This is a genomic window from Chroococcidiopsis sp. TS-821 (assembly GCF_002939305.1).
Taxonomy (GTDB): domain Bacteria; phylum Cyanobacteriota; class Cyanobacteriia; order Cyanobacteriales; family Chroococcidiopsidaceae; genus Chroogloeocystis.
Genome location: NZ_MVDI01000012.1, coordinates 62,653 through 79,783, shown reverse-complemented (window position 1 = coordinate 79,783; position 17,131 = coordinate 62,653). Strand labels below are relative to the sequence as shown.

The 17,131-nt window shown below is 44.4% G+C and carries 20 protein-coding genes; 9 read left to right on the top strand and 11 right to left on the bottom strand.

Translation table 11 applies throughout. From position 1 onward, the window contains the following. Positions 1–3: 3 nt before the first annotated feature. From B1A85_RS20915 to B1A85_RS20905, 3 genes are all read left to right on the top strand, one after another. A complete protein-coding gene (locus tag B1A85_RS20915; protein WP_104548658.1) occupies positions 4–603 on the top strand; it encodes a nicotinate-nucleotide adenylyltransferase in 600 nt (199 codons plus the stop codon). Beyond that, positions 564–1,301 carry an NUDIX domain-containing protein gene (locus tag B1A85_RS20910; protein ID WP_104548657.1) on the top strand — a complete coding sequence of 246 codons (738 nt, stop codon included), beginning with the start codon at positions 564–566 and terminating at the stop codon, positions 1,299–1,301. Before B1A85_RS20915 ends, B1A85_RS20910 begins: the two co-directional genes overlap by 40 nt. 62 nt (positions 1,302–1,363) lie before the next feature. Beyond that, positions 1,364–3,130, top strand: coding sequence for an NAD+ synthase (locus B1A85_RS20905; RefSeq protein ID WP_104548656.1), 1,767 nt, complete (start codon positions 1,364–1,366; stop codon positions 3,128–3,130). On the opposite strand, the gene B1A85_RS20900 is transcribed toward B1A85_RS20905, so the two are convergent. Together B1A85_RS20900 and B1A85_RS20895 are read right to left on the bottom strand one after the other, a co-directional pair. Then, positions 3,108–3,449 (bottom strand): hypothetical protein, encoded by a 342-nt coding sequence (locus B1A85_RS20900; RefSeq protein ID WP_104548655.1) that lies wholly within the window; start codon positions 3,447–3,449, stop codon positions 3,108–3,110. The genes B1A85_RS20905 and B1A85_RS20900 overlap by 23 nt on opposite strands. 105 nt (positions 3,450–3,554) lie before the next feature. Continuing rightward, positions 3,555–4,001 carry a hypothetical protein gene (locus B1A85_RS20895; protein ID WP_104548654.1) on the bottom strand — a complete coding sequence of 149 codons (447 nt, stop codon included), beginning with the start codon at positions 3,999–4,001 and terminating at the stop codon, positions 3,555–3,557. A gap of 274 nt (positions 4,002–4,275) precedes the next feature. Here B1A85_RS20895 and B1A85_RS20890 point away from each other — a divergent pair, with 274 nt between their 5' ends. Further along, positions 4,276–5,136, top strand: a complete 861-nt coding sequence (locus tag B1A85_RS20890) for an ABC transporter ATP-binding protein (RefSeq protein WP_104548653.1) — start codon at positions 4,276–4,278, stop codon at positions 5,134–5,136. Between the two features lie 12 nt (positions 5,137–5,148). On the opposite strand, the gene B1A85_RS20885 is transcribed toward B1A85_RS20890, so the two are convergent. After that, complete coding sequence (locus tag B1A85_RS20885) at positions 5,149–6,093, bottom strand: lipopolysaccharide assembly protein LapB (RefSeq protein WP_104548652.1); 945 nt, start codon at positions 6,091–6,093, stop codon at positions 5,149–5,151. 194 nt (positions 6,094–6,287) lie between these two features. Here B1A85_RS20885 and B1A85_RS20880 point away from each other — a divergent pair, with 194 nt between their 5' ends. The 3 genes from B1A85_RS20880 (at position 6,288) to B1A85_RS20870 (ending at position 8,506) form a co-directional block, all read left to right on the top strand. Further along, entirely contained in the window at positions 6,288–6,614 is a 327-nt protein-coding gene (locus tag B1A85_RS20880; RefSeq protein ID WP_104548651.1) for a YbjQ family protein, read from the top strand. A gap of 327 nt (positions 6,615–6,941) precedes the next feature. After that, positions 6,942–7,613 carry a hypothetical protein gene (locus B1A85_RS20875; protein ID WP_104548650.1) on the top strand — a complete coding sequence of 224 codons (672 nt, stop codon included), beginning with the start codon at positions 6,942–6,944 and terminating at the stop codon, positions 7,611–7,613. Between the two features lie 179 nt (positions 7,614–7,792). Then, complete coding sequence (locus tag B1A85_RS20870; protein WP_104548649.1) at positions 7,793–8,506, top strand: Uma2 family endonuclease; 714 nt, start codon at positions 7,793–7,795, stop codon at positions 8,504–8,506. A gap of 1 nt (position 8,507) precedes the next feature. Here the strand turns inward: B1A85_RS20870 and metH are convergent, their stop codons facing one another. Next, on the bottom strand, positions 8,508–12,056 hold the full coding sequence (gene metH, locus B1A85_RS20865) for a methionine synthase (RefSeq protein WP_104548648.1): 3,549 nt from the start codon (positions 12,054–12,056) through the stop codon (positions 8,508–8,510). Positions 12,057–12,199: 143 nt separating this feature from the next. After that, a complete protein-coding gene (locus B1A85_RS23705; protein WP_146087206.1) occupies positions 12,200–12,403 on the bottom strand; it encodes a hypothetical protein in 204 nt (67 codons plus the stop codon). Between the two features lie 2 nt (positions 12,404–12,405). Between B1A85_RS23705 and B1A85_RS20860 the strand changes: the two genes are divergently transcribed. Then, entirely contained in the window at positions 12,406–12,651 is a 246-nt protein-coding gene (locus B1A85_RS20860) for a class I SAM-dependent methyltransferase (protein WP_104548647.1), read from the top strand. Between the two features lie 338 nt (positions 12,652–12,989). Here B1A85_RS20860 and B1A85_RS20855 read toward each other — a convergent pair whose 3' ends face one another. The 5 genes from B1A85_RS20855 to B1A85_RS20835 form a co-directional block, all read right to left on the bottom strand. Next, positions 12,990–13,154 (bottom strand): metallothionein, encoded by a 165-nt coding sequence (locus B1A85_RS20855; protein WP_015189173.1) that lies wholly within the window; start codon positions 13,152–13,154, stop codon positions 12,990–12,992. 102 nt (positions 13,155–13,256) lie between these two features. Beyond that, a complete protein-coding gene (locus tag B1A85_RS20850; RefSeq protein WP_104548646.1) occupies positions 13,257–13,748 on the bottom strand; it encodes a YajQ family cyclic di-GMP-binding protein in 492 nt (163 codons plus the stop codon). Between the two features lie 84 nt (positions 13,749–13,832). Continuing rightward, a complete protein-coding gene (locus B1A85_RS20845; RefSeq protein WP_104548645.1) occupies positions 13,833–14,249 on the bottom strand; it encodes an MAPEG family protein in 417 nt (138 codons plus the stop codon). Positions 14,250–14,285: 36 nt separating this feature from the next. After that, on the bottom strand, positions 14,286–14,792 hold the full coding sequence (locus B1A85_RS20840; protein WP_104548644.1) for a DNA recombination-mediator protein A: 507 nt from the start codon (positions 14,790–14,792) through the stop codon (positions 14,286–14,288). Between the two features lie 64 nt (positions 14,793–14,856). Then, a complete protein-coding gene (locus B1A85_RS20835) occupies positions 14,857–15,390 on the bottom strand; it encodes a PadR family transcriptional regulator (protein WP_104548699.1) in 534 nt (177 codons plus the stop codon). 115 nt (positions 15,391–15,505) lie between these two features. On the opposite strand from B1A85_RS20835, the gene B1A85_RS20830 reads away from it, so the two are divergent. Further along, positions 15,506–15,994, top strand: a complete 489-nt coding sequence (locus B1A85_RS20830; RefSeq protein ID WP_104548643.1) for a DUF4188 domain-containing protein — start codon at positions 15,506–15,508, stop codon at positions 15,992–15,994. Positions 15,995–15,999: 5 nt separating this feature from the next. Here the strand turns inward: B1A85_RS20830 and B1A85_RS20825 are convergent, their stop codons facing one another. Then, the gene (locus B1A85_RS20825) at positions 16,000–17,088 is read right to left on the bottom strand and encodes a phosphotransacetylase family protein (RefSeq protein ID WP_104548698.1); all 1,089 of its coding nucleotides are present in this window, start codon (positions 17,086–17,088) and stop codon (positions 16,000–16,002) included. Positions 17,089–17,131 lie beyond the last annotated feature (43 nt).

The following is a 17,131-nucleotide window of genomic DNA, read 5'->3' as shown; positions in this document are numbered from 1 at the left end:
AACATGCTCAAAATTGCCTTATTTGGTACAAGTGCCGATCCTCCTACCGCCGGACATCAAGCGATTATTAGCTGGTTGTCGCAACACTACGATTGGGTAGCAGTTTGGGCAGCAGATAATCCTTTTAAGTCCCATGCTTCACCCTTGGAACATCGCGCCGCTATGCTGCGGCTACTCATTGAAGATATCAATCCGCCGCGACACAATATCGGTTTACATCAAGAATTGAGCAGTCATCGCACGCTAGAAACCGTTAACAAAGCAAAACAACACTGGAAGGATGCAACGTTTACACTCGTTATTGGTTCAGACTTGGTGCATCAACTACAACAATGGTACGCCGTTGAAGAATTGTTGCAACAAGTGCAGCTATTAGTCGTACCGCGACCAGGATATGAAGTAGCAGAAAGTGACCTACAACAGCTAAAACAGTTGGGTGCGAAGTTTGCGATCGCAAACCTAACTGCACCAGACGTGTCCTCAACCGCGTATCGTGAAAGTGGAGATTCTGAAGCGTTAACACCTCCTGTAGAAGCATATATTCATCAACAGCATTTGTACGAATGCCAACACGCAGCCAAAGAAACATTGCCGACGCGGTAAAGCCACAGCCTTTAGCAGATTTCAAGGTCGGGGTAGACAACGCGATTTTTTCAGTTGATACCGCCCAAAATCGGCTTTTAGTCCTCCTTGTGATGCGACAACAACAACCTTTTTTAGGTCAATGGAGTTTACCTGGAACTTTAGTACGCCAGGGCGAATCGCTTGAAGATGCTGCCTATCGGATTTTGGCAGAGAAAATTCGTGTCAAAAATTTATATTTAGAGCAATTGTACACATTCGGCGGACCAGAACGCGACCCGCGCGAAGAAACCCACGGAGTGCGCTATCTTTCTGTTAGTTACTTTGCACTAGTGCGATACGAAGATGCCGAACTGATCGCCGATGGTGTTAGCGGTATTGCTTGGTATCCGGTAAAACAAGTACCGCAACTCGCGTTTGACCACAACGAAATTTTAGCTTACGGACACCGCCGACTCAAAAATAAACTTGAATACAGCCCTGTAGCGTTTGATGTCTTACCCGAAGTTTTTACACTCAACGATCTCTATCAGCTTTATACAACAGTTTTAGGCGAATTCTCCGATTATTCTAACTTCCGCGCCCGACTTCTCAAGCTCGGTTTTTTGTGCGATACAGGTTTAAAAGTCTCGCGCGGTGCCGGACGTCCCGCCAGTTTGTACCGCTTTAATGCTACCGCCTTTGCTCCCTTTAAAGATAAACCTTTAGTATTTATTTAGCGATCTTCAATTAGCAAATTTCCTGATATTTCCACTTACCAGTCACTAGCCACTTTCTCACTATGAAAATTGCGATCGCTCAAATTAATCCTACCGTTGGTGATTTAGCAGGTAACGCGCAAAAAATCCTCACCGCCGCCCAAGAAGCAGCCGCGCAAGGTGCAAACTTGTTATTAACGCCAGAACTTTCGCTATGTGGCTACCCACCGCGAGATCTATTACTCGATCCGAGTTTTATTGCGGCGATCGCATCTCATCTACAACAACTCGCACAAAGCTTACCACCTGCGATCGCTGTCTTAGTTGGTTGTGTCGAACCAAACACCCAAGCCTATATTTCTGGTGGTAAACCTTTATTCAACAGCGTTGCGTTACTCTCTGGTGGCAAACTTCAGCAAACATTTCACAAACGCCTCCTTCCCACCTACGATGTCTTCGATGAGAATCGCTACTTTGAACCTGGGCAAGAAACTCGATTTTTTACAATTTCACAACCAAAAGAAATTACCAATTACCCGTTACCAATTACCAATGACCCAACCTCCCTCAAAATCGGTGTCACGATCTGCGAAGACTTGTGGAATGACGAAGAATTTTGGGGAAAACGTCACTATGCAATCAGTCCAATAACAGACTTAGTGGAAGCTGGTGTTGACTTAATTGTCAATTTATCAGCGTCTCCTTATAGCGTCGCCAAACAGCAACTGCGCGAAGCGATGTTGAGTCATGCTGCAAGCCGTTATCGTTGCCCAATACTGTATGCTAATCAAATCGCTGCGAATGATGACTTGATTTTTGATGGTTGCAGTGTCGGATTTAACCGTCAGGGCGAACTAGTATGCCGCGCGCAGGCGTTTGAGTCAGATCTACTCGTTGTCGAATTTGACGAGCAAAAACATGACTTACAGCCTAGTACAATCGCGACTATGCCCGAAAATGACGATGCGGAGATCTGGCAAGCTTTAGTTTTAGGTGTAAGAGATTATACACGTAAGTGCGGTTTTCGTCAAGTTGTTATTGGCTTAAGTGGGGGAGTTGATTCGGCATTGGTAGCAGCGATCGCCACCGCAGCACTTGGTAAAGAAAACGTCCTCGGCGTACTTATGCCTTCGCCATATAGTTCCGAACACTCAATTAAAGATGCCTTGCAACTCGCTGCAAATTTAGGCATCCAAACGCAGACGTTACCTATTGGTGAATTAATGCAAGGCTATGACAAAACGCTTGCACCTTTATTTAGTAATACTGAGTTTGGACTTGCCGAAGAAAATATTCAATCGCGGATTCGCGGTAATTTGTTAATGGCAATTTCTAATAAATTTGGTCATTTACTGCTATCGACAGGCAATAAATCAGAAATGGCAGTCGGCTATTGCACCCTTTATGGCGATATGAATGGTGGTTTAGCCGCGATCGCTGATGTTCCCAAAACTCGCGTTTACTCAATATGTCGTTGGTTAAACCGAGACTCAGAGGTGATTCCAGAAAACATTTTAGCTAAAGCACCCAGCGCCGAATTAAAACCAGGTCAAGTCGATCGAGATTCTCTACCACCGTATGATGTCCTTGACGATATCTTAGAACGCTTTATTTGCAACCACGAATCAGCAAGTCAAATCACCCAAGCCGGTCACGATCCAACCGTAGTCGATCGCGTTATTAAGATGATAGTACGTGCTGAATTTAAACGCCGTCAAGCGCCACCAGGACTCAAAGTTACCGATCGCGCGTTCGGTACAGGCTGGCGAATGCCAATTGCAAATAAGTGGATATCAACAAATACTTATCAGACTCCTCGCGAACAAACTACTTCACAAGCCTCAGCCTAAATCCTGGTCTAAAACTGCCAATTCTTCTGCGTACAGGATAGCGGTTATTGTGGATGCGACGGCGATGGAAACTACCAGTATATAAATGATAAAAAGGATCGGCACGGTAAACTGCATTTACGCGTTGTCGATAAAACCTGCGCGATCGCGGCAATCCCTGAAGACGACTAAAATCTGAAGTGTAGACTCGACTGCGATACCCAGCGCGACTATATTGATACTGTTGTGCTGGCGGTACAGTTGCTTGGACAGGAAGAGCGATCGCACTCACTAAAATAATGATTCCTAAGGCAGCGATGACTCTACGATTGAGTAGCATGATCCTTCCTTACCAATCTATAGTCAATATAGCAAGGATCAAAGTGCTACTTTACTGAGGCGATGAATTTTATATATCTCAATAATTATACAAGCAATTAATTAACTAATAAAGATAAATAGCCCCAGTTCTACCAATATTCACAACACGATAGCCTTCTTCTTGTGTTGGCTGAACAAGCACGGTCACAACATTCCGATTAACAGAAACTGCATAATTTAGATTAACCTCATCTCCCGCCCCCGCCTTAGGTGAAGGGTCGTAAACAGCAATGTTCAATGGTAAAGTAACGCGGCTAAGCTGAACTTGGTCGCCAACAATTAAATCAGCTTCCGCACGGTCATCCAAAAAGTTATACTTGAGTGGCATTTCCGTCTGGTTTTCCAAAATTACTGTTATTGGCATCTTTGGATTTACCCGCGCTCGTGGTTGCCAGTACCCTGGTTGATAGGTACGTGCAGGTGGAGTCTGGGCGACTACAGGTAGAATTGAACTCACGAACAACGAAGCACCAGCAAGGCACAACAATTTTGTCCAAGCTTGCCACCGCATAACTTGCCTACCTTTGTAAAATAAAAGCTGAGATTTCAGCAGAATTATCTCAGATTGTCTTAGGACGAAATAGAAAATTTTAGAGTAAATTTATTTCTCTCGTTACTTTATTCTCTTTTTAGCAAAAGCATACTTCACGTACGAGTGGATTTAGCCTCATCTTGCAAGGTTAGATTATTACCCTCATCTACTCGCAATACTCTGCAACCAGCACGTAGCGAAATCTAGGTGATAATTTAAGTATGGATCGATTTAATCAACAACTTAAATATTGATGCCTGCTGTCTCGCTGCAAAACGTTCGCAAACTGTTTAATAACGTTCCTGTTGTTAATGACCTTTCGTTTACGATTCAGTCTGGAGAAATATTTGGTTTACTAGGACCTAACGGCGCAGGTAAATCAACGACGATTCGGATGCTAACAACTTTAACAAAACCGTCGCAAGGGCGTATCGAAGTCGCAGGGTTTGATGTCGTACGTCAAGCTTTGCAGGTAAAGCAGTGTATTGGAGTCGTCTTGCAACCAACGAGTGTCGATGGCGATTTATCTGTGTGGGAAAACATGGAGTTGCACGGAAGATTGCATCACATCCGCAATCCAAAACGTCAACGCCTGATTCATCAATGGCTAGAGTACATGGAACTTGCAGAGCGGCGCGACGATTTTGTGAAAACATTGTCTGGCGGGATGAAGCGTCGCTTACAGATTGCCAGAGCATTGTTACATCAACCACAAATTTTATTTTTAGATGAACCGACAGTTGGACTCGATCCGCAAACGCGGCGACGGTTATGGGAAATCATCCTTGATTTAAATAAACAAGGTATGACTATATTGCTCACAACACACTACATGGAAGAGGTGGAATACTTGTGCGATCGCATCGGCATTATAGATCGCGGTCAGTTGATTGCGCTAGGAACCTTACAACAGTTACGTGCCAAACACGGCGAAGCGTTAGCAATTAAACAAATTGGTACGAAGGACGCAGCACGCTGGGAATACCAATTTTTTCCCACCCTCGAACAAGCCAACGCCTACCTTGAGCAGCAAAAGGATAAAACTGGTATCATGGTACGTCCCTCGAACCTCGAAGATATTTTTGTCGAACTCACCGGACGCCAACTCGACTAGCGAATTGCTGAATTAAAGTCGTGGCGTTAGAAGACGTTCTAAACGACTACTTCCTGGTTGATTGAGCAGCATATCGTTGACTGCTTTCTGGGCTTCTGCTAAGTCTGGTTGCAGGGCTAATGCACGTTTATAGGCGTCGATGGCGCCCTGAACGTCGTTTTGCACTCTGAGAATGTCTCCCATTTGTAGGAGGACTGTTACATTTTGGGGGTCAATCTGCACCGCTCGTCGCAAAGTCATCAAAGCTGCGGTCATATTGCCCTGACTTGCCCAAGCTATGGCAAGATTTAATAAAACATTGCCGTTGTTAGGGTCGATCGTTGCTGACCTTTGGAGCATTGCGATCGCATCGCGAAACTTATCTTGTTGTAGAAGAATCGCTCCCATCAACTCATACGCACTTGAATTATTAGGATCGCGATTAATCGCTTGCTGAGCTGCCCATTCAGCACCCTGATAATTTTTGAGACGCAACATTACGACGCCTAATCCAAGATAAGCGTTGATGTTATTCTGGTCTAGCTCGGTTGTTCGCCGATACGCACTAGCAGCCTCGGCATAGCGTCCCATCCGTGCTAAAGTGTAGCCGAGAGCATAGTGGAAGTCTGCGTGGTTGGGAGCTGCATCAATCGCTTGACGATAGGCTGTCGTTGCCGCAGCATAGTTTCCTTGGCGCGCATAGAGGAAACCAATCGTCGAAAAAATGCGTGCATTCTTTGGCGATAATTTAGCGGCTTGTTGATAGCGGGCGATCGCTTCGGCTGATTTTCCCGCATCCATCAACCTCCGTCCTTCTTGCAGCAATTTTTGTAGCTGCTGACTGCGTTGATAAGGACTGCTAGGTACCGCGCCTTTGGTTTGTGCAACCACTATTTGAGCTTGAGCGGTTGGCGGTACAATAACGCCAATTCCTCCTAGTAGCAAGACACTTATAGCTAATAAACTCTGCTTTTGCACGACTACTTTTCTGCTATACTTCTGCAATTTTTGCTAAGGTGCGACTGATGCTCTACATTAAACCAGGAATCTTTCAATTTGGAAACTTTTTTTCCCAATTTTCTGGGTGCTAGTCAATTTAAAATTGTCTTGGTTTCAATGTTTGAGATCGGACTTTCCCACTTCTGGTAAATCGCGTTTTCTGAGGCTCCTCCATGATTTTAACGACTACCGATGTTATTCAAGGAACTACGATCGAAGCCTATTTGGGAATCGTTACGGCAGAAGTCGTCTACGGCAGTAATGCGTTGCGTGACTTTTTCGCAGGCATTCGAGATATTATTGGTGGTCGTACTGGTAGTTACGAACGCGTGTTTGAACGCGGTCAGCGCGATGCAATTCAAGAATTAGAGCGCCGCGCCCTTAAACTCGGAGCCGATGCTGTCATTGGCATTGAAATTGATACTGGTACGATTAATATCGACCAATCAGGAGCTTTACTACTGATTACAGCAACAGGAACTGCTGTTAAGCTTCGTTAAATCTTTTTTAAAATTTCATCGCTTTGAGATAGAAATCAAAATAGGCTGATGTCTATATATATTTGATTAATTAATCAATTCGATAAAAATTGACAATTCATTTCATTTGTTAACTTTTAAGATCTTAATAAAGCAGTTACAAATTAATAAAATAATTAAATTTTTATCACGCAAATTAAAATTCACAAATTGCTGAGTTTACTTTACTCCTAAAGGTAGATTCCGCAACTATTTCTACTGATAGATAGTTAAATTAAAATTCCAAATTAAATTAGAGATTCAAGCAAAATTGTAGAGAAACAGAACAGGGAAGGGGGTAAGTTACCCATGTCGTACGTAAATAGACCGGCAGATGATGTTGTTTCTGAACCTGCCGTAGTGAATCGAGCAGCTGTCGTAGATTATCACGATCGCGTTCGTTGGGGTCCAATTCTTTCAGGTTTAGTCGTTGCTCTAGCAACTCAGTTACTTCTTAGCGCACTCTTTGGTGCTATTGGCGCAACAACAATTGCCGGCTCGGGCGCTCCTAGAACAGATGCCCCTGATGTGGCAGGTAATGTAGGTATTTGGTCAACAATTGGTTTATTAATCTCCTTATTTGTCGGTGGTTGGGTAACAGCCCGCGCTTGTGGACCGATGAATCGCAGCACAGCGCTACTAAACGGAGCGATTCTTTGGGCAACCACATTAGCACTTGGTTCTTGGCTACTCGCAGCTGGAGTCACAGGCGCATTTGGTTTAGCAACTCAAGCGGCTGCTAACGTTGCAGGTGGTGTCCTTGAGCAAGCTCAGCAAGGAAATATCCCTACACCAGGAGCAGGAACAGGTGCACAACAGCCAGGCGTTACAGCACAGCAAACGCGTGACATTGCTGGTGGTATTTCTCAAGGGTTGTGGTGGTTCTTCTTTGGTTCGTTACTTGGCTTAATCGCTTCCATGATCGGTGCAGCAGCTGGTGCGCGTAGTCCAAGAGCAAACGTCAATACAACTAATTACTAATTAACCTTGACAGTACTAGTTAGAAACAAACAAAAATGAGATTCTTTAGCACCTAATCCGAGGTGCTATTTTTATTTTTAAGACGTAAGCACTAAGTAATTCTGTAAAAGTAGAGTGACTCATTAACAACTGAGCAAAAAGATAGAATAGGGCAATCCCTCTCAAGAGGAGAGAGCAGTATGATAGAACAGCTGCAAACAACGACACAAAGGATTTTTTACCCCGATAGTGACGGTCAACCAATGGCAGACAACACCAAACAATTTCGTTGGATTGTCACTATCAAAGAAAACTTAGAACTGCTATTTGTGAAAGATAGCCAAGTATTTGTTGCTGGCGATCTCCTGTGGTATCCGGTTCAAGGAGACAATAAAATTCGTCAAGCACCAGATACGATGGTTGTCTTTGGTAGACCAAAAGGAGACAGAGGTTCTTACAAACAATGGGAAGAAGACAACATTCCACCGCAGGTTGTATTTGAAATACTCTCTCCTGGGAACCGCCTGAAGAAAATGGCAGAAAAATTTAAGTTTTACGAACGTTACGGCGTCGAAGAATACTATGTATATGACCCAGATGACAACGAGCTAATCGGTTGGCTGCGATCGGGGGATGATTTAGAAATTATTCCAGAGATGAATAATTGGGTAAGTCCCCGCCTCAAAATTAAATTTCAGCTAAGTTCTGATAATTTAGAAATTTTTTCACCTCAAGGAGATAAATTCCTTACCTATGTTGAGCTAAATCAACTACGCGAGCAAGAACGTCAACGCGCCGAACAAGAACGCCAACGTGCTGATGAAGCAATAAAACAATTAGAAGAGGAAAGACAGCGTTATGCAGCTTTAAGCGCACTACTGCGAGAAAAAGGAATTAATCCAGAGCAACTATAAATCATGCACTGAAATATTTAGCTACGGGGTGATAAGCAATAATCGCAGTTGTTGATTGTTCAGGATAGAGTTGTTCGCTTTCATCCATATGGAGGTTGATGCGATCGCTTCCCAACAACTCCAACAATTTATACTGATCTTGAATATTCGGACACGCGGGATAACCAAAACTATAACGCGAACCGCGATAGCGCTGCGCCAGGACATCCCGAATATTATCTGGTTCCTCAGCCCCAAAGCCCAACTCGCGCCGAATCCGTGCGTGCACCCACTCTGCCAAAGCTTCCGCCATCTGCACTGCCAAACCGTGGAAATAGAGATAGTCAGTGTATTGATTCGCTCTAAACAACTCCTGCGCAAACTCCGTTGCAATATTTCCCATCGTCACCGCTTGCATCGGAAACACGTCAATGACACCCGATTCCTGCGGCGCAAAGAAATCAGCAATACAAAGCCTTCGCAGAGACTTTTGCCTTGGAAACTCAAACCGCGCAATTTCTTTTGTATCTTTGTGGTTCGGATCGTAAACAATCAACGAATTCCCCACAGCCTGACATGGAAAATACCCATAAACCGCCTGCGGATGCAATAAGTTTTCCGCAACAATTCGCTGCTTCCAAGACTCTAAAATCGGATACACCTTCTGTGCTAAGAAAGCCTGATATTCCTCTTTCGATTTCTCCTTAGGCTTACGAAACTGCCATTGTCCGGCGATCAAAGCTTGTAAATCCAAATACCAAAATAACTCGTCCCAAGCAATATCTTCTGGTTGTAATATCTTCGTTCCCCAAAAAGGCGGCGTGGGGCGCTCTATATCGACTGCAACGGCTTCAGATCGGCGAGTATCAACTTCAGTGGTAATTGGTAATTGGTGATTGTCAACGGGTGTTTCTTTGTCTTGCGTGCTAGCTTCTGATTCTGGAGTGGTCATTTCTAAGTTTTGGCTGCTGATACCATTCAAGAAGCCTCGGAGATCGTCCCAGTTGCCTTGCGACTTGGCTGGCATCAACTTATCCATAAAGTGTAAATCAGAAAAGGCGTCTTTACCGTAAATTACCTGTCCTTTATACGTTTGCTGGCAATCTTCATAGACAAATTTAGGAGTCAACGCTGCACCACCCAAAATCACTGGAACTGTAATTCCGCGTTGGTTGAAGACTTCCAAGTTTTCTTTCATGAAAGCAGTAGACTTGACGAGTAACCCACTCATCGCGATGCAATCGGCTTTGTGCTGCTCGTAGGCATCGATAATGTTTTCTACCGGCTGTTTGATGCCAAGGTTAACGACCTTGTAGCCATTATTAGACAAAATAATATCGACAAGGTTTTTACCAATGTCATGAACATCACCTTTAACGGTCGCAATCACTACTGTACCTTTTGAGTTATTGCCGCTTTCTTGCTTTTCCATAAATGGCTCAAGATACGCGACTGCGGCTTTCATTGTCTCTGCCGATTGCAACACGAAAGGTAGCTGCATTTGCCCAGAGCCAAACAGATCGCCGACAACTTTCATGCCATCAAGTAAGAAGTTGTTGATGATATCAAGCGGCGCGTATTTTTCTAACGCTTTTTGCAGCTGTTCTTCTAAACCGATTCTTTCACCATCGATGATATGACGTTTGAGGCGTTCTTCGATAGGGATACTTTCGTCAATTGTGCGATCGCGTTTCGTTGTTGCGCCTTCAAATAATTTCGTTAACTCTGCCAAAGGATCGTAAACGCAAATATCGCCATCAAATTGCCGCTCATCATAAATCAACTTGCGACAAACTTCCTGATGCTCTGGCGCGATCTTCGCAAGCGGCAAAATCTTACTTGCACTTACAATCGCTGCGTCCATTCCCGCCGCCATTGCCTCATGCAGAAACATCGAATTGAGTACGACACGCGCAGCAGGATTCAAACCAAAGGAGATATTAGAAACACCTAAAATGACATGACAACCTGGTAATTCTTCCCGAATGCGGCGAATCGCTTCAATTGTTGCTTTACCATTAGCGCGATCTTCCTCAATTCCTGTCGATATCGGTAGCGCTAAGGTATCAAAAAAGATTTCTGCTGGTGGAATTCCGTATTCCACAGCTTGATTGTAAGCGCGTTGGGCAATTTCAAATTTCTTTTCGGCAGTTCGTGCCATGCCATCTTCATCAATCGTACCGACAACGACACCAGCGCCATATTTTTTTGCTAACTCCAACACTTTGAAAAAGCGCGGTTCTCCATCCTCGTAGTTCGTCGAGTTGAGCAGACACTTACCACCCGCAACTTTTAACCCCGCTTCCATCTTTTCCCATTCAGTGGAGTCGAGCATCAATGGCAATGTAACATTTGTTACTAAACGAGATACCAATTCATGCATATCCCGTACGCCATCGCGCCCCACGTAATCGACGTTGACATCTAATACGTGTGCGCCCTCTCTCACCTGTGCCTTTGCCATCGACACGAGTCCATCCCAATCTTCCGCATTGAGTAATTCGCGGCATTTCTTAGAACCACTCGCATTCAATCGTTCACCGACAATCAAAAACGAATTATCTTGGTCGTAAGGTTGCGCGCTGTAGATCGATGCTGCTGCTGGCTCATAACTGGGATGCCGTTCTTTTGGTTTTAGCGTTGCAGCAATTTCTGCTAGTTGTTGAATGTGGTCAGGACGCGTACCGCAACAGCCACCAATGACCTGTACGCCCAAATCTTCCACAAAGTGCATCAGCGCCATACGCAATTCCATCGGCGTGAGTCGATAGTGCGCTTGACCGCCGACGTTTTCTGGTAGTCCAGCATTCGGAATACAAGAAACAACAAAGGGCGAGTGCTGCGACAGATACTTGATATGTTCCGCCATCCGGTCTGGACCTGTCGCGCAGTTTAGACCGAGAATATCAATTGGGTATGGCTCTAAAATCGTCAACGCTGCACCAATATCCGAGCCTACCAGCATCGTGCCAGTCGTCTCCATTGTCACTGATACCATCAGGGGACGTCGTTCTTTCTTGCGATGAAATACCGACTCAACGGCGTTTAATGCGGCTTTGATTTGCAGCACGTCCTGACACGTTTCAATAATAAATAAATCAACCCCGCCGTCATATAATCCTTCGGCTTGTTCGGCAAAAGCCGCTTGCATCGTGTCAAAGTCGATGTGTCCTAGGGTTGGTAATTTGGTCGTTGGTCCCATCGAACCAGCAACAAAGCGGGGTTTTTCGGGAGTAGAAAATTCTGCAGCGACTTGTTTTGCGAGTTCTGCTGCTTTTTTGTTTAAGTAGTAAGCTCGATCGGCTAGGTCATACTCTGCTAAAACAATTGACGCTCCACCGAATGTATCTGTCTCGATAACATCTGCACCTGCTGCTAAAAAGTCGCGGTGCACCTTGGCGACAGCTTCGGGTTTGGTATGGACTAAATATTCGTTACACCCTTCGTACTGCGCTCCTCCAAAGTCGGCTGCGGTAAGATTTTGAGCTTGCAAGTTTGTTCCCATCGCGCCATCGAAGACGATGACAGGACGTTCTGGACTATGAAGGCGAGTCAAAAAAGGGCTGTTCATATATAAATATCGCTAGCAAATGGGACGAACTGTCTGATTGCTGAGAATTAAGTTAAGAATATTCAACTTCTATATATTTTGCAAAATTTCTGCGCGATGGGGAGCGATCGCACCGAAATAATTACCTTTTATTACCTAATGTCCTACAAAAACCCATCATGCCTATTTATGACGCGATCGGTCAATCGTATACTCGCTCTCGGCTTCCAGATATGCGGATGTCGATTCTGTAGTACAGTTCGTTGCACCCAGAAGTGGCTATAGTTGGATGCTTGCTGAACGCGGATTTCATGTTTATGCGGTTGAACCTTCTGCTGCGATGCGATCGCCAATGACACCACATCCATGAGTGCAATGGCTGAACAATTATGCTGAGGCAATTGCTTTACCTGACGATGCAGTAGACGTTGTCATTTGTCTTCTAGCAATTCACCATTTTTCGAATCTCAAAACAGCTTTCTACGAGATGAACCGAATTGCTCAAAAGAAAGTGATGATTTTTTCCTTTGACGCGATCGCAGGCAAAAAATTTTGGTTGTATGATTATTTTCCTTTTATTTGGGAGTATGACAAACAAGTCTTTTCTCATCTTTAAAAGACGTTGTATCTCTCCTTAAACAAATGACCCAAGATAGGTTAATGTTTAACCTTTCACGCTACCACCAGATTTATCAAACATATTCTTAGCCACAGGTTGGAGACGACCTGAAAGTTATTTAAATCCTCAATTTAGAGCAAGTAAGTCAGCTTTTGCTCTAGCTAATCCTCATGCAGTTCAAACCGGAATCAACTCAATCAGTTGGATGTGGGCTATAGATTCTTATGCGCGAAGAAATGAATTAGAAGTTAATTTCATATCAACACAACAAAGGAGTAGAAACATTTTCCCTACTCCCTAAATTACTCCACAATACTTTGGTTATAAATAAAATCTTAGCTGCATCCGCAACCACTGTGACCGCAACCTGAACCACTTGTGTGACCATTAGCACAAGCTTCGCTGCAATAAGGCTTACCGTCTTTCTGGATAGCGTCTTCTAGAGAAACGATACACAAGCAATTTTCACACGCACACTTCATTTGAGTTACAGTTGTCATTTTTTTCTCCTAGCTCTGAATCTCAGTATAACATATGAACAATTATTCAGACATAATTCAAAAAAATTTACACTAAGGATTTGTTATGAAATAGCGATTGCCTTAACGGTAGTTAGTAAACTGCAAAGCTACTGGAAAATCTTCTTGCTTCAAACGTTGCATAACAGCTTGCAAGTCATCTTTTGATTTACTCGAAACTCGTACCGCATCGCCTTGAATCGAAGCCTGTACCTTCTTAAATTCGTCGCGAATTAACTTGGAGATTTGCTTGCCAATCTCTTGGCTAATACCTTTTTTGAGCTTAATTTCTTGGCGAACGCGGTTTCCACTAGCAGATTCAACTTTACCAAAATCAAAGATTTTCATCGATAACTGGCGCTTTGCAGCTTTTTCGCGCAAGACTGTGTGGACGGATTCTAGAGTAAACTCGCTGTTAGTGTTAATTGTGATAACTTCATCACCGAGTTCTACGGTAGTTTGTGTATCTTTCAAGTCATAGCGACTTTTGATGTCGCGCACAGTTTGATCGACCGCATTGACTAACTCTTGGCGGTCAAAATCACTAACGATGTCAAAAGAGTATGTAGCAGCCATAAGCAAGGGGGTTGTAAGACAGAGGGCGCAGAGGAGAATACTACGTATAAACATTCTCTGACACTAGTCACTCGCTTCTCGCACCTAATTATTGTGCAGAAGACTTAGAACAAATAGCGTACCAGAACAGAGCGAGCCAACAGCAAACATGAGCGATCGCCCGACGGGAATATTGGCGATATAAAAAACTGAATAGAACAAGCGGGCAATCACAAAAGCGATCGCCGCACCAACAGCTAAGTTAGAATTTATGCCTGTAACGTATGCCATCAAAGCAGCAGGGGCAAAGATCGTGAAAGCTTCAAAAGAGTTTTGATGCGCCCATGTTGCCCTTTGTGCATAAGGCGGCAATTTATCAAACATAGCGCGGGGTGCGGCGATATCGTAGCCGACTTGTACTCGCGCATAACCGACAACTAAAAATGGTAGATAGATGAGGATCGCCGCCGCAACAATGCAATACAAAAAAACTGTAGAAGCTGGTAGTTGCGATAAATTCATGTTTTACCAGTTGAAAAGAGCGAATAACTAACAGCCTTAATCTAGATAGAATAGCGTCACTACCTTGCGCTGATCCTCTGCCTCTCGGCACGTTTGTAGCAAAGTCCGGCTATCGTGAAACGCAAAGCAAATCAACTGCTGACAGCGCGAGATGATTTCTTGGTTACAGATCGCACTTGCTTCTGCCAGAGACAAATTATCATTGCTAGGATTTTCCACCAAATGCATTACCTGCTCGAGCTGCTGTCGTGACTCTAGCGGTTGGCGTTCTAGGCTTTGGGGCAGAATAACTGTCAATAAATTAGCATCAGCCCGCATTGCGCCTCGAATCGCCGCCGAGTTTGTTCCGGTTGCGCCAGAGGTAATCAGCCGATTGCCAGATAATACAAGAGCATAACTCATCATTTCGATCAGATGCTGATGAGTCAGAGGAACGTGACGAGAACCCAACAGAGCGATTCGCTTAGCACCTGTTTGCTGAATCGTAGCTAGTTCTTGCGCTAACGTGTCAACGTTGTTGACGAGATCGATAGACTGACTCAAAGACGGAATCAGATTAAACAACCTAGTTATTTTAACAGACAGCGCGAGCGCTGTTATTTACAATTTAACGAAGTAATTCAATTGCGCGATCGCACCAAGCCACCCAATCTGACTCGTAGCTAATACCTTTGAGTAGCGTAAGATAGCGAAACTTCGCGGGCAAAGACAGCGATTGTATATTTTGAAAATAGCGCTGCTCTAAAGCCTTGTACGTCGATAGTTTCTCTAAGTGCGCTTGGCGGTGCTGCTGTAATTCATTCAAAATGATTTCGGGGGAAGTCGCGACATAACCCGCAAAAATTTTGACAAGTAAATCTTCTTTAATTGCTGCTGGTTCGCAAGGTTGAGCAATCCACGCTTGTAGTTCTTGTTTCCCCGTTTCGGTAATGTGATACAGCTTTTTATCAGGACGTCCTTCTTGCGGAATGATTTCACACGTTAGCCAGCCTTGCGCTTCGAGTTTGGACAACTCCCGATAAATTTGTTGATGACTCGCCGCCCAAAAGAAGCCGACAGAACCATCAAATTGCTTTGCTAAGTCGTAACCACTATGCGGACAATCAACGAGAACTGCCAAAATTGCGTGTGCTAAAGCCATGTAAATAATTTCCTTGACATATGCAACAGATTGCATATAATCTAAATATGCAATTAATTACATAATAAATTAATTGCATAAAAAGCCTCCAGTTGAGCGCAAGGAGAGAATATTCATGGCTCAAGTTATGCCAGGACGCTATACAGCGCAAGTTGACGAACCCTTCGTCGTGTTTCTAATTGGCATGCGCATCAATCAATTCTTTGCTTTTTCCAAATGGATTCCGACAGCACAGGCGATGACACCGATGCTGCGGACGCTTTATCAGCATCCAGAAAAAGGATTTTTAGGGGGAGAAAGCTTTTTATATTGGCGGGGTGTGGGACTCATTCAATACTGGCGATCGTTTGAAGATTTAGAGCGCTTTGCGAGGAATCCTGCCGATCCCCATCTAGCAGCATGGCAACGCTTTCATCGCGCCGTAGGTAACGATGGCAGTGTCGGAATTTGGCACGAAACGTACCTGATTGAACCTGGCAACTACGAAGCAATTTATGGCAATATGCCCGTCTTCGGCTTAGCTGCTGCGACTCAGCACGTTACGGCGAAAGGACGGAGAGAAACAGCACGACAACAGCTAAAACCAAAAGCATCTCATACATAAAACCTTTAAGGCAAAGCTACTGCAGGCTTTAACTCGAGTTGCGACAACAAACGGTCAATATCAAAATGTTTCTGCATCAACTCGCGGATGCATTGCACTTTAATTGGTTCGTGCAGGCGGACTTGTCCAAAAGTGCGGTCGATGATTTCCACTGTCGAGAGTGTATCGAGATCGACCGACAAAATAGGAATTTCCAGATCCTCAGCTTTGGCGAGGATAAACGGTGGTGGTGGTAGTTGTCCTGTGAGGATGAGACATTGCGTTGAACTTTCTAAAGCAGCCAATTGAATTTCGACGCGATCGCCGCCTGTTACTACTGCCATATTTTGCCGTCGGCGGAAATATTTCAGCGCCGCATTGACATTCATCGCACCAATTGCCAGACTTTCTACCATTAAATCTAGGCGATCCGGACGACACAGGACTTCAGCATTTAAATGCTCTACAAGTTCGGCGACGCTGACGCTACGCAGTAAGTTATTTTTTGGCAGCGTTCCTAATACAGGAATACCTTGCTTTTCTAAAAACGCGCGGACTTCGGTATTCACCGTCTGCATTTGTTCTGGGGCGATATCGTTGAGCAAGACACCGATCAAGCGATCGCCTAAACGCTGCTTCGCCGCTAACAGTGCTTCTACCAAGAAAACTGATTTATAGCGCGTTACAAGCAGGACTTTAGCATCAACGATCTTCGCAACTTCGAGTAAGCTTAAGCCAAACAAACTACCTTCTTCTAAATTTCCTGGACCTTCAAGAATGACTAAATCTCCTTTTGAGTGCTGATATTGTACCGCTGCTAAGTGCTGATAATCAGTCGTATCCTCACCGCACAGGCGCTTTTGAATCGTTGTTTCATTCAAAGTCAAAAGCGATGGCAACAGTCGGTTTTCTGGTAGCCGAAGGATTTGGTTTACAAATTGAACATCTGCATCGATCGGTGATTCCTCCGAGTCATTCACCCAATTACCCAACGGTTTTCCATAGGCAAGATCGAGCTTTGTATGCTTTAGCTGTTCAGATAATCCCAGCACTGTCGCTGACTTACCGCTGTAAGCCTCGATCGATCCGATCAGCAAGTACTTAGCATTCGGCACGTCCCCACTCCCTAAACTCAACATTTCACCGCCTGCGGCTTGA

What these genes read in the sequence shown, in the direction of transcription:
- B1A85_RS20830 (WP_104548643.1), top strand. Translation starts at nt 15,506, where the DNA reads ATGGCTCAAGTTATGCCAGGACGCTATACAGCGCAAGTTGACGAACCC.
- B1A85_RS20910 (WP_104548657.1), top strand. Translation starts at nt 564, where the DNA reads ATGCCAACACGCAGCCAAAGAAACATTGCCGACGCGGTAAAGCCACAG.
- B1A85_RS20915 (WP_104548658.1), top strand. Translation starts at nt 4, where the DNA reads ATGCTCAAAATTGCCTTATTTGGTACAAGTGCCGATCCTCCTACCGCC.
- B1A85_RS20870 (WP_104548649.1), top strand. Translation starts at nt 7,793, where the DNA reads ATGATAGAACAGCTGCAAACAACGACACAAAGGATTTTTTACCCCGAT.
- B1A85_RS20900 (WP_104548655.1), bottom strand. Translation starts at nt 3,449, where the DNA reads ATGCTACTCAATCGTAGAGTCATCGCTGCCTTAGGAATCATTATTTTA.
- B1A85_RS20880 (WP_104548651.1), top strand. Translation starts at nt 6,288, where the DNA reads ATGATTTTAACGACTACCGATGTTATTCAAGGAACTACGATCGAAGCC.
- B1A85_RS20905 (WP_104548656.1), top strand. Translation starts at nt 1,364, where the DNA reads ATGAAAATTGCGATCGCTCAAATTAATCCTACCGTTGGTGATTTAGCA.
- B1A85_RS20855 (WP_015189173.1), bottom strand. Translation starts at nt 13,154, where the DNA reads ATGACAACTGTAACTCAAATGAAGTGTGCGTGTGAAAATTGCTTGTGT.
- B1A85_RS20845 (WP_104548645.1), bottom strand. Translation starts at nt 14,249, where the DNA reads ATGAATTTATCGCAACTACCAGCTTCTACAGTTTTTTTGTATTGCATT.
- B1A85_RS20875 (WP_104548650.1), top strand. Translation starts at nt 6,942, where the DNA reads ATGTCGTACGTAAATAGACCGGCAGATGATGTTGTTTCTGAACCTGCC.
- B1A85_RS23705 (WP_146087206.1), bottom strand. Translation starts at nt 12,403, where the DNA reads ATGGATGTGGTGTCATTGGCGATCGCATCGCAGCAGAAGGTTCAACCG.
- B1A85_RS20835 (WP_104548699.1), bottom strand. Translation starts at nt 15,390, where the DNA reads ATGGCTTTAGCACACGCAATTTTGGCAGTTCTCGTTGATTGTCCGCAT.
- B1A85_RS20895 (WP_104548654.1), bottom strand. Translation starts at nt 4,001, where the DNA reads ATGCGGTGGCAAGCTTGGACAAAATTGTTGTGCCTTGCTGGTGCTTCG.
- B1A85_RS20850 (WP_104548646.1), bottom strand. Translation starts at nt 13,748, where the DNA reads ATGGCTGCTACATACTCTTTTGACATCGTTAGTGATTTTGACCGCCAA.
- B1A85_RS20890 (WP_104548653.1), top strand. Translation starts at nt 4,276, where the DNA reads ATGCCTGCTGTCTCGCTGCAAAACGTTCGCAAACTGTTTAATAACGTT.
- metH (WP_104548648.1), bottom strand. Translation starts at nt 12,056, where the DNA reads ATGAACAGCCCTTTTTTGACTCGCCTTCATAGTCCAGAACGTCCTGTC.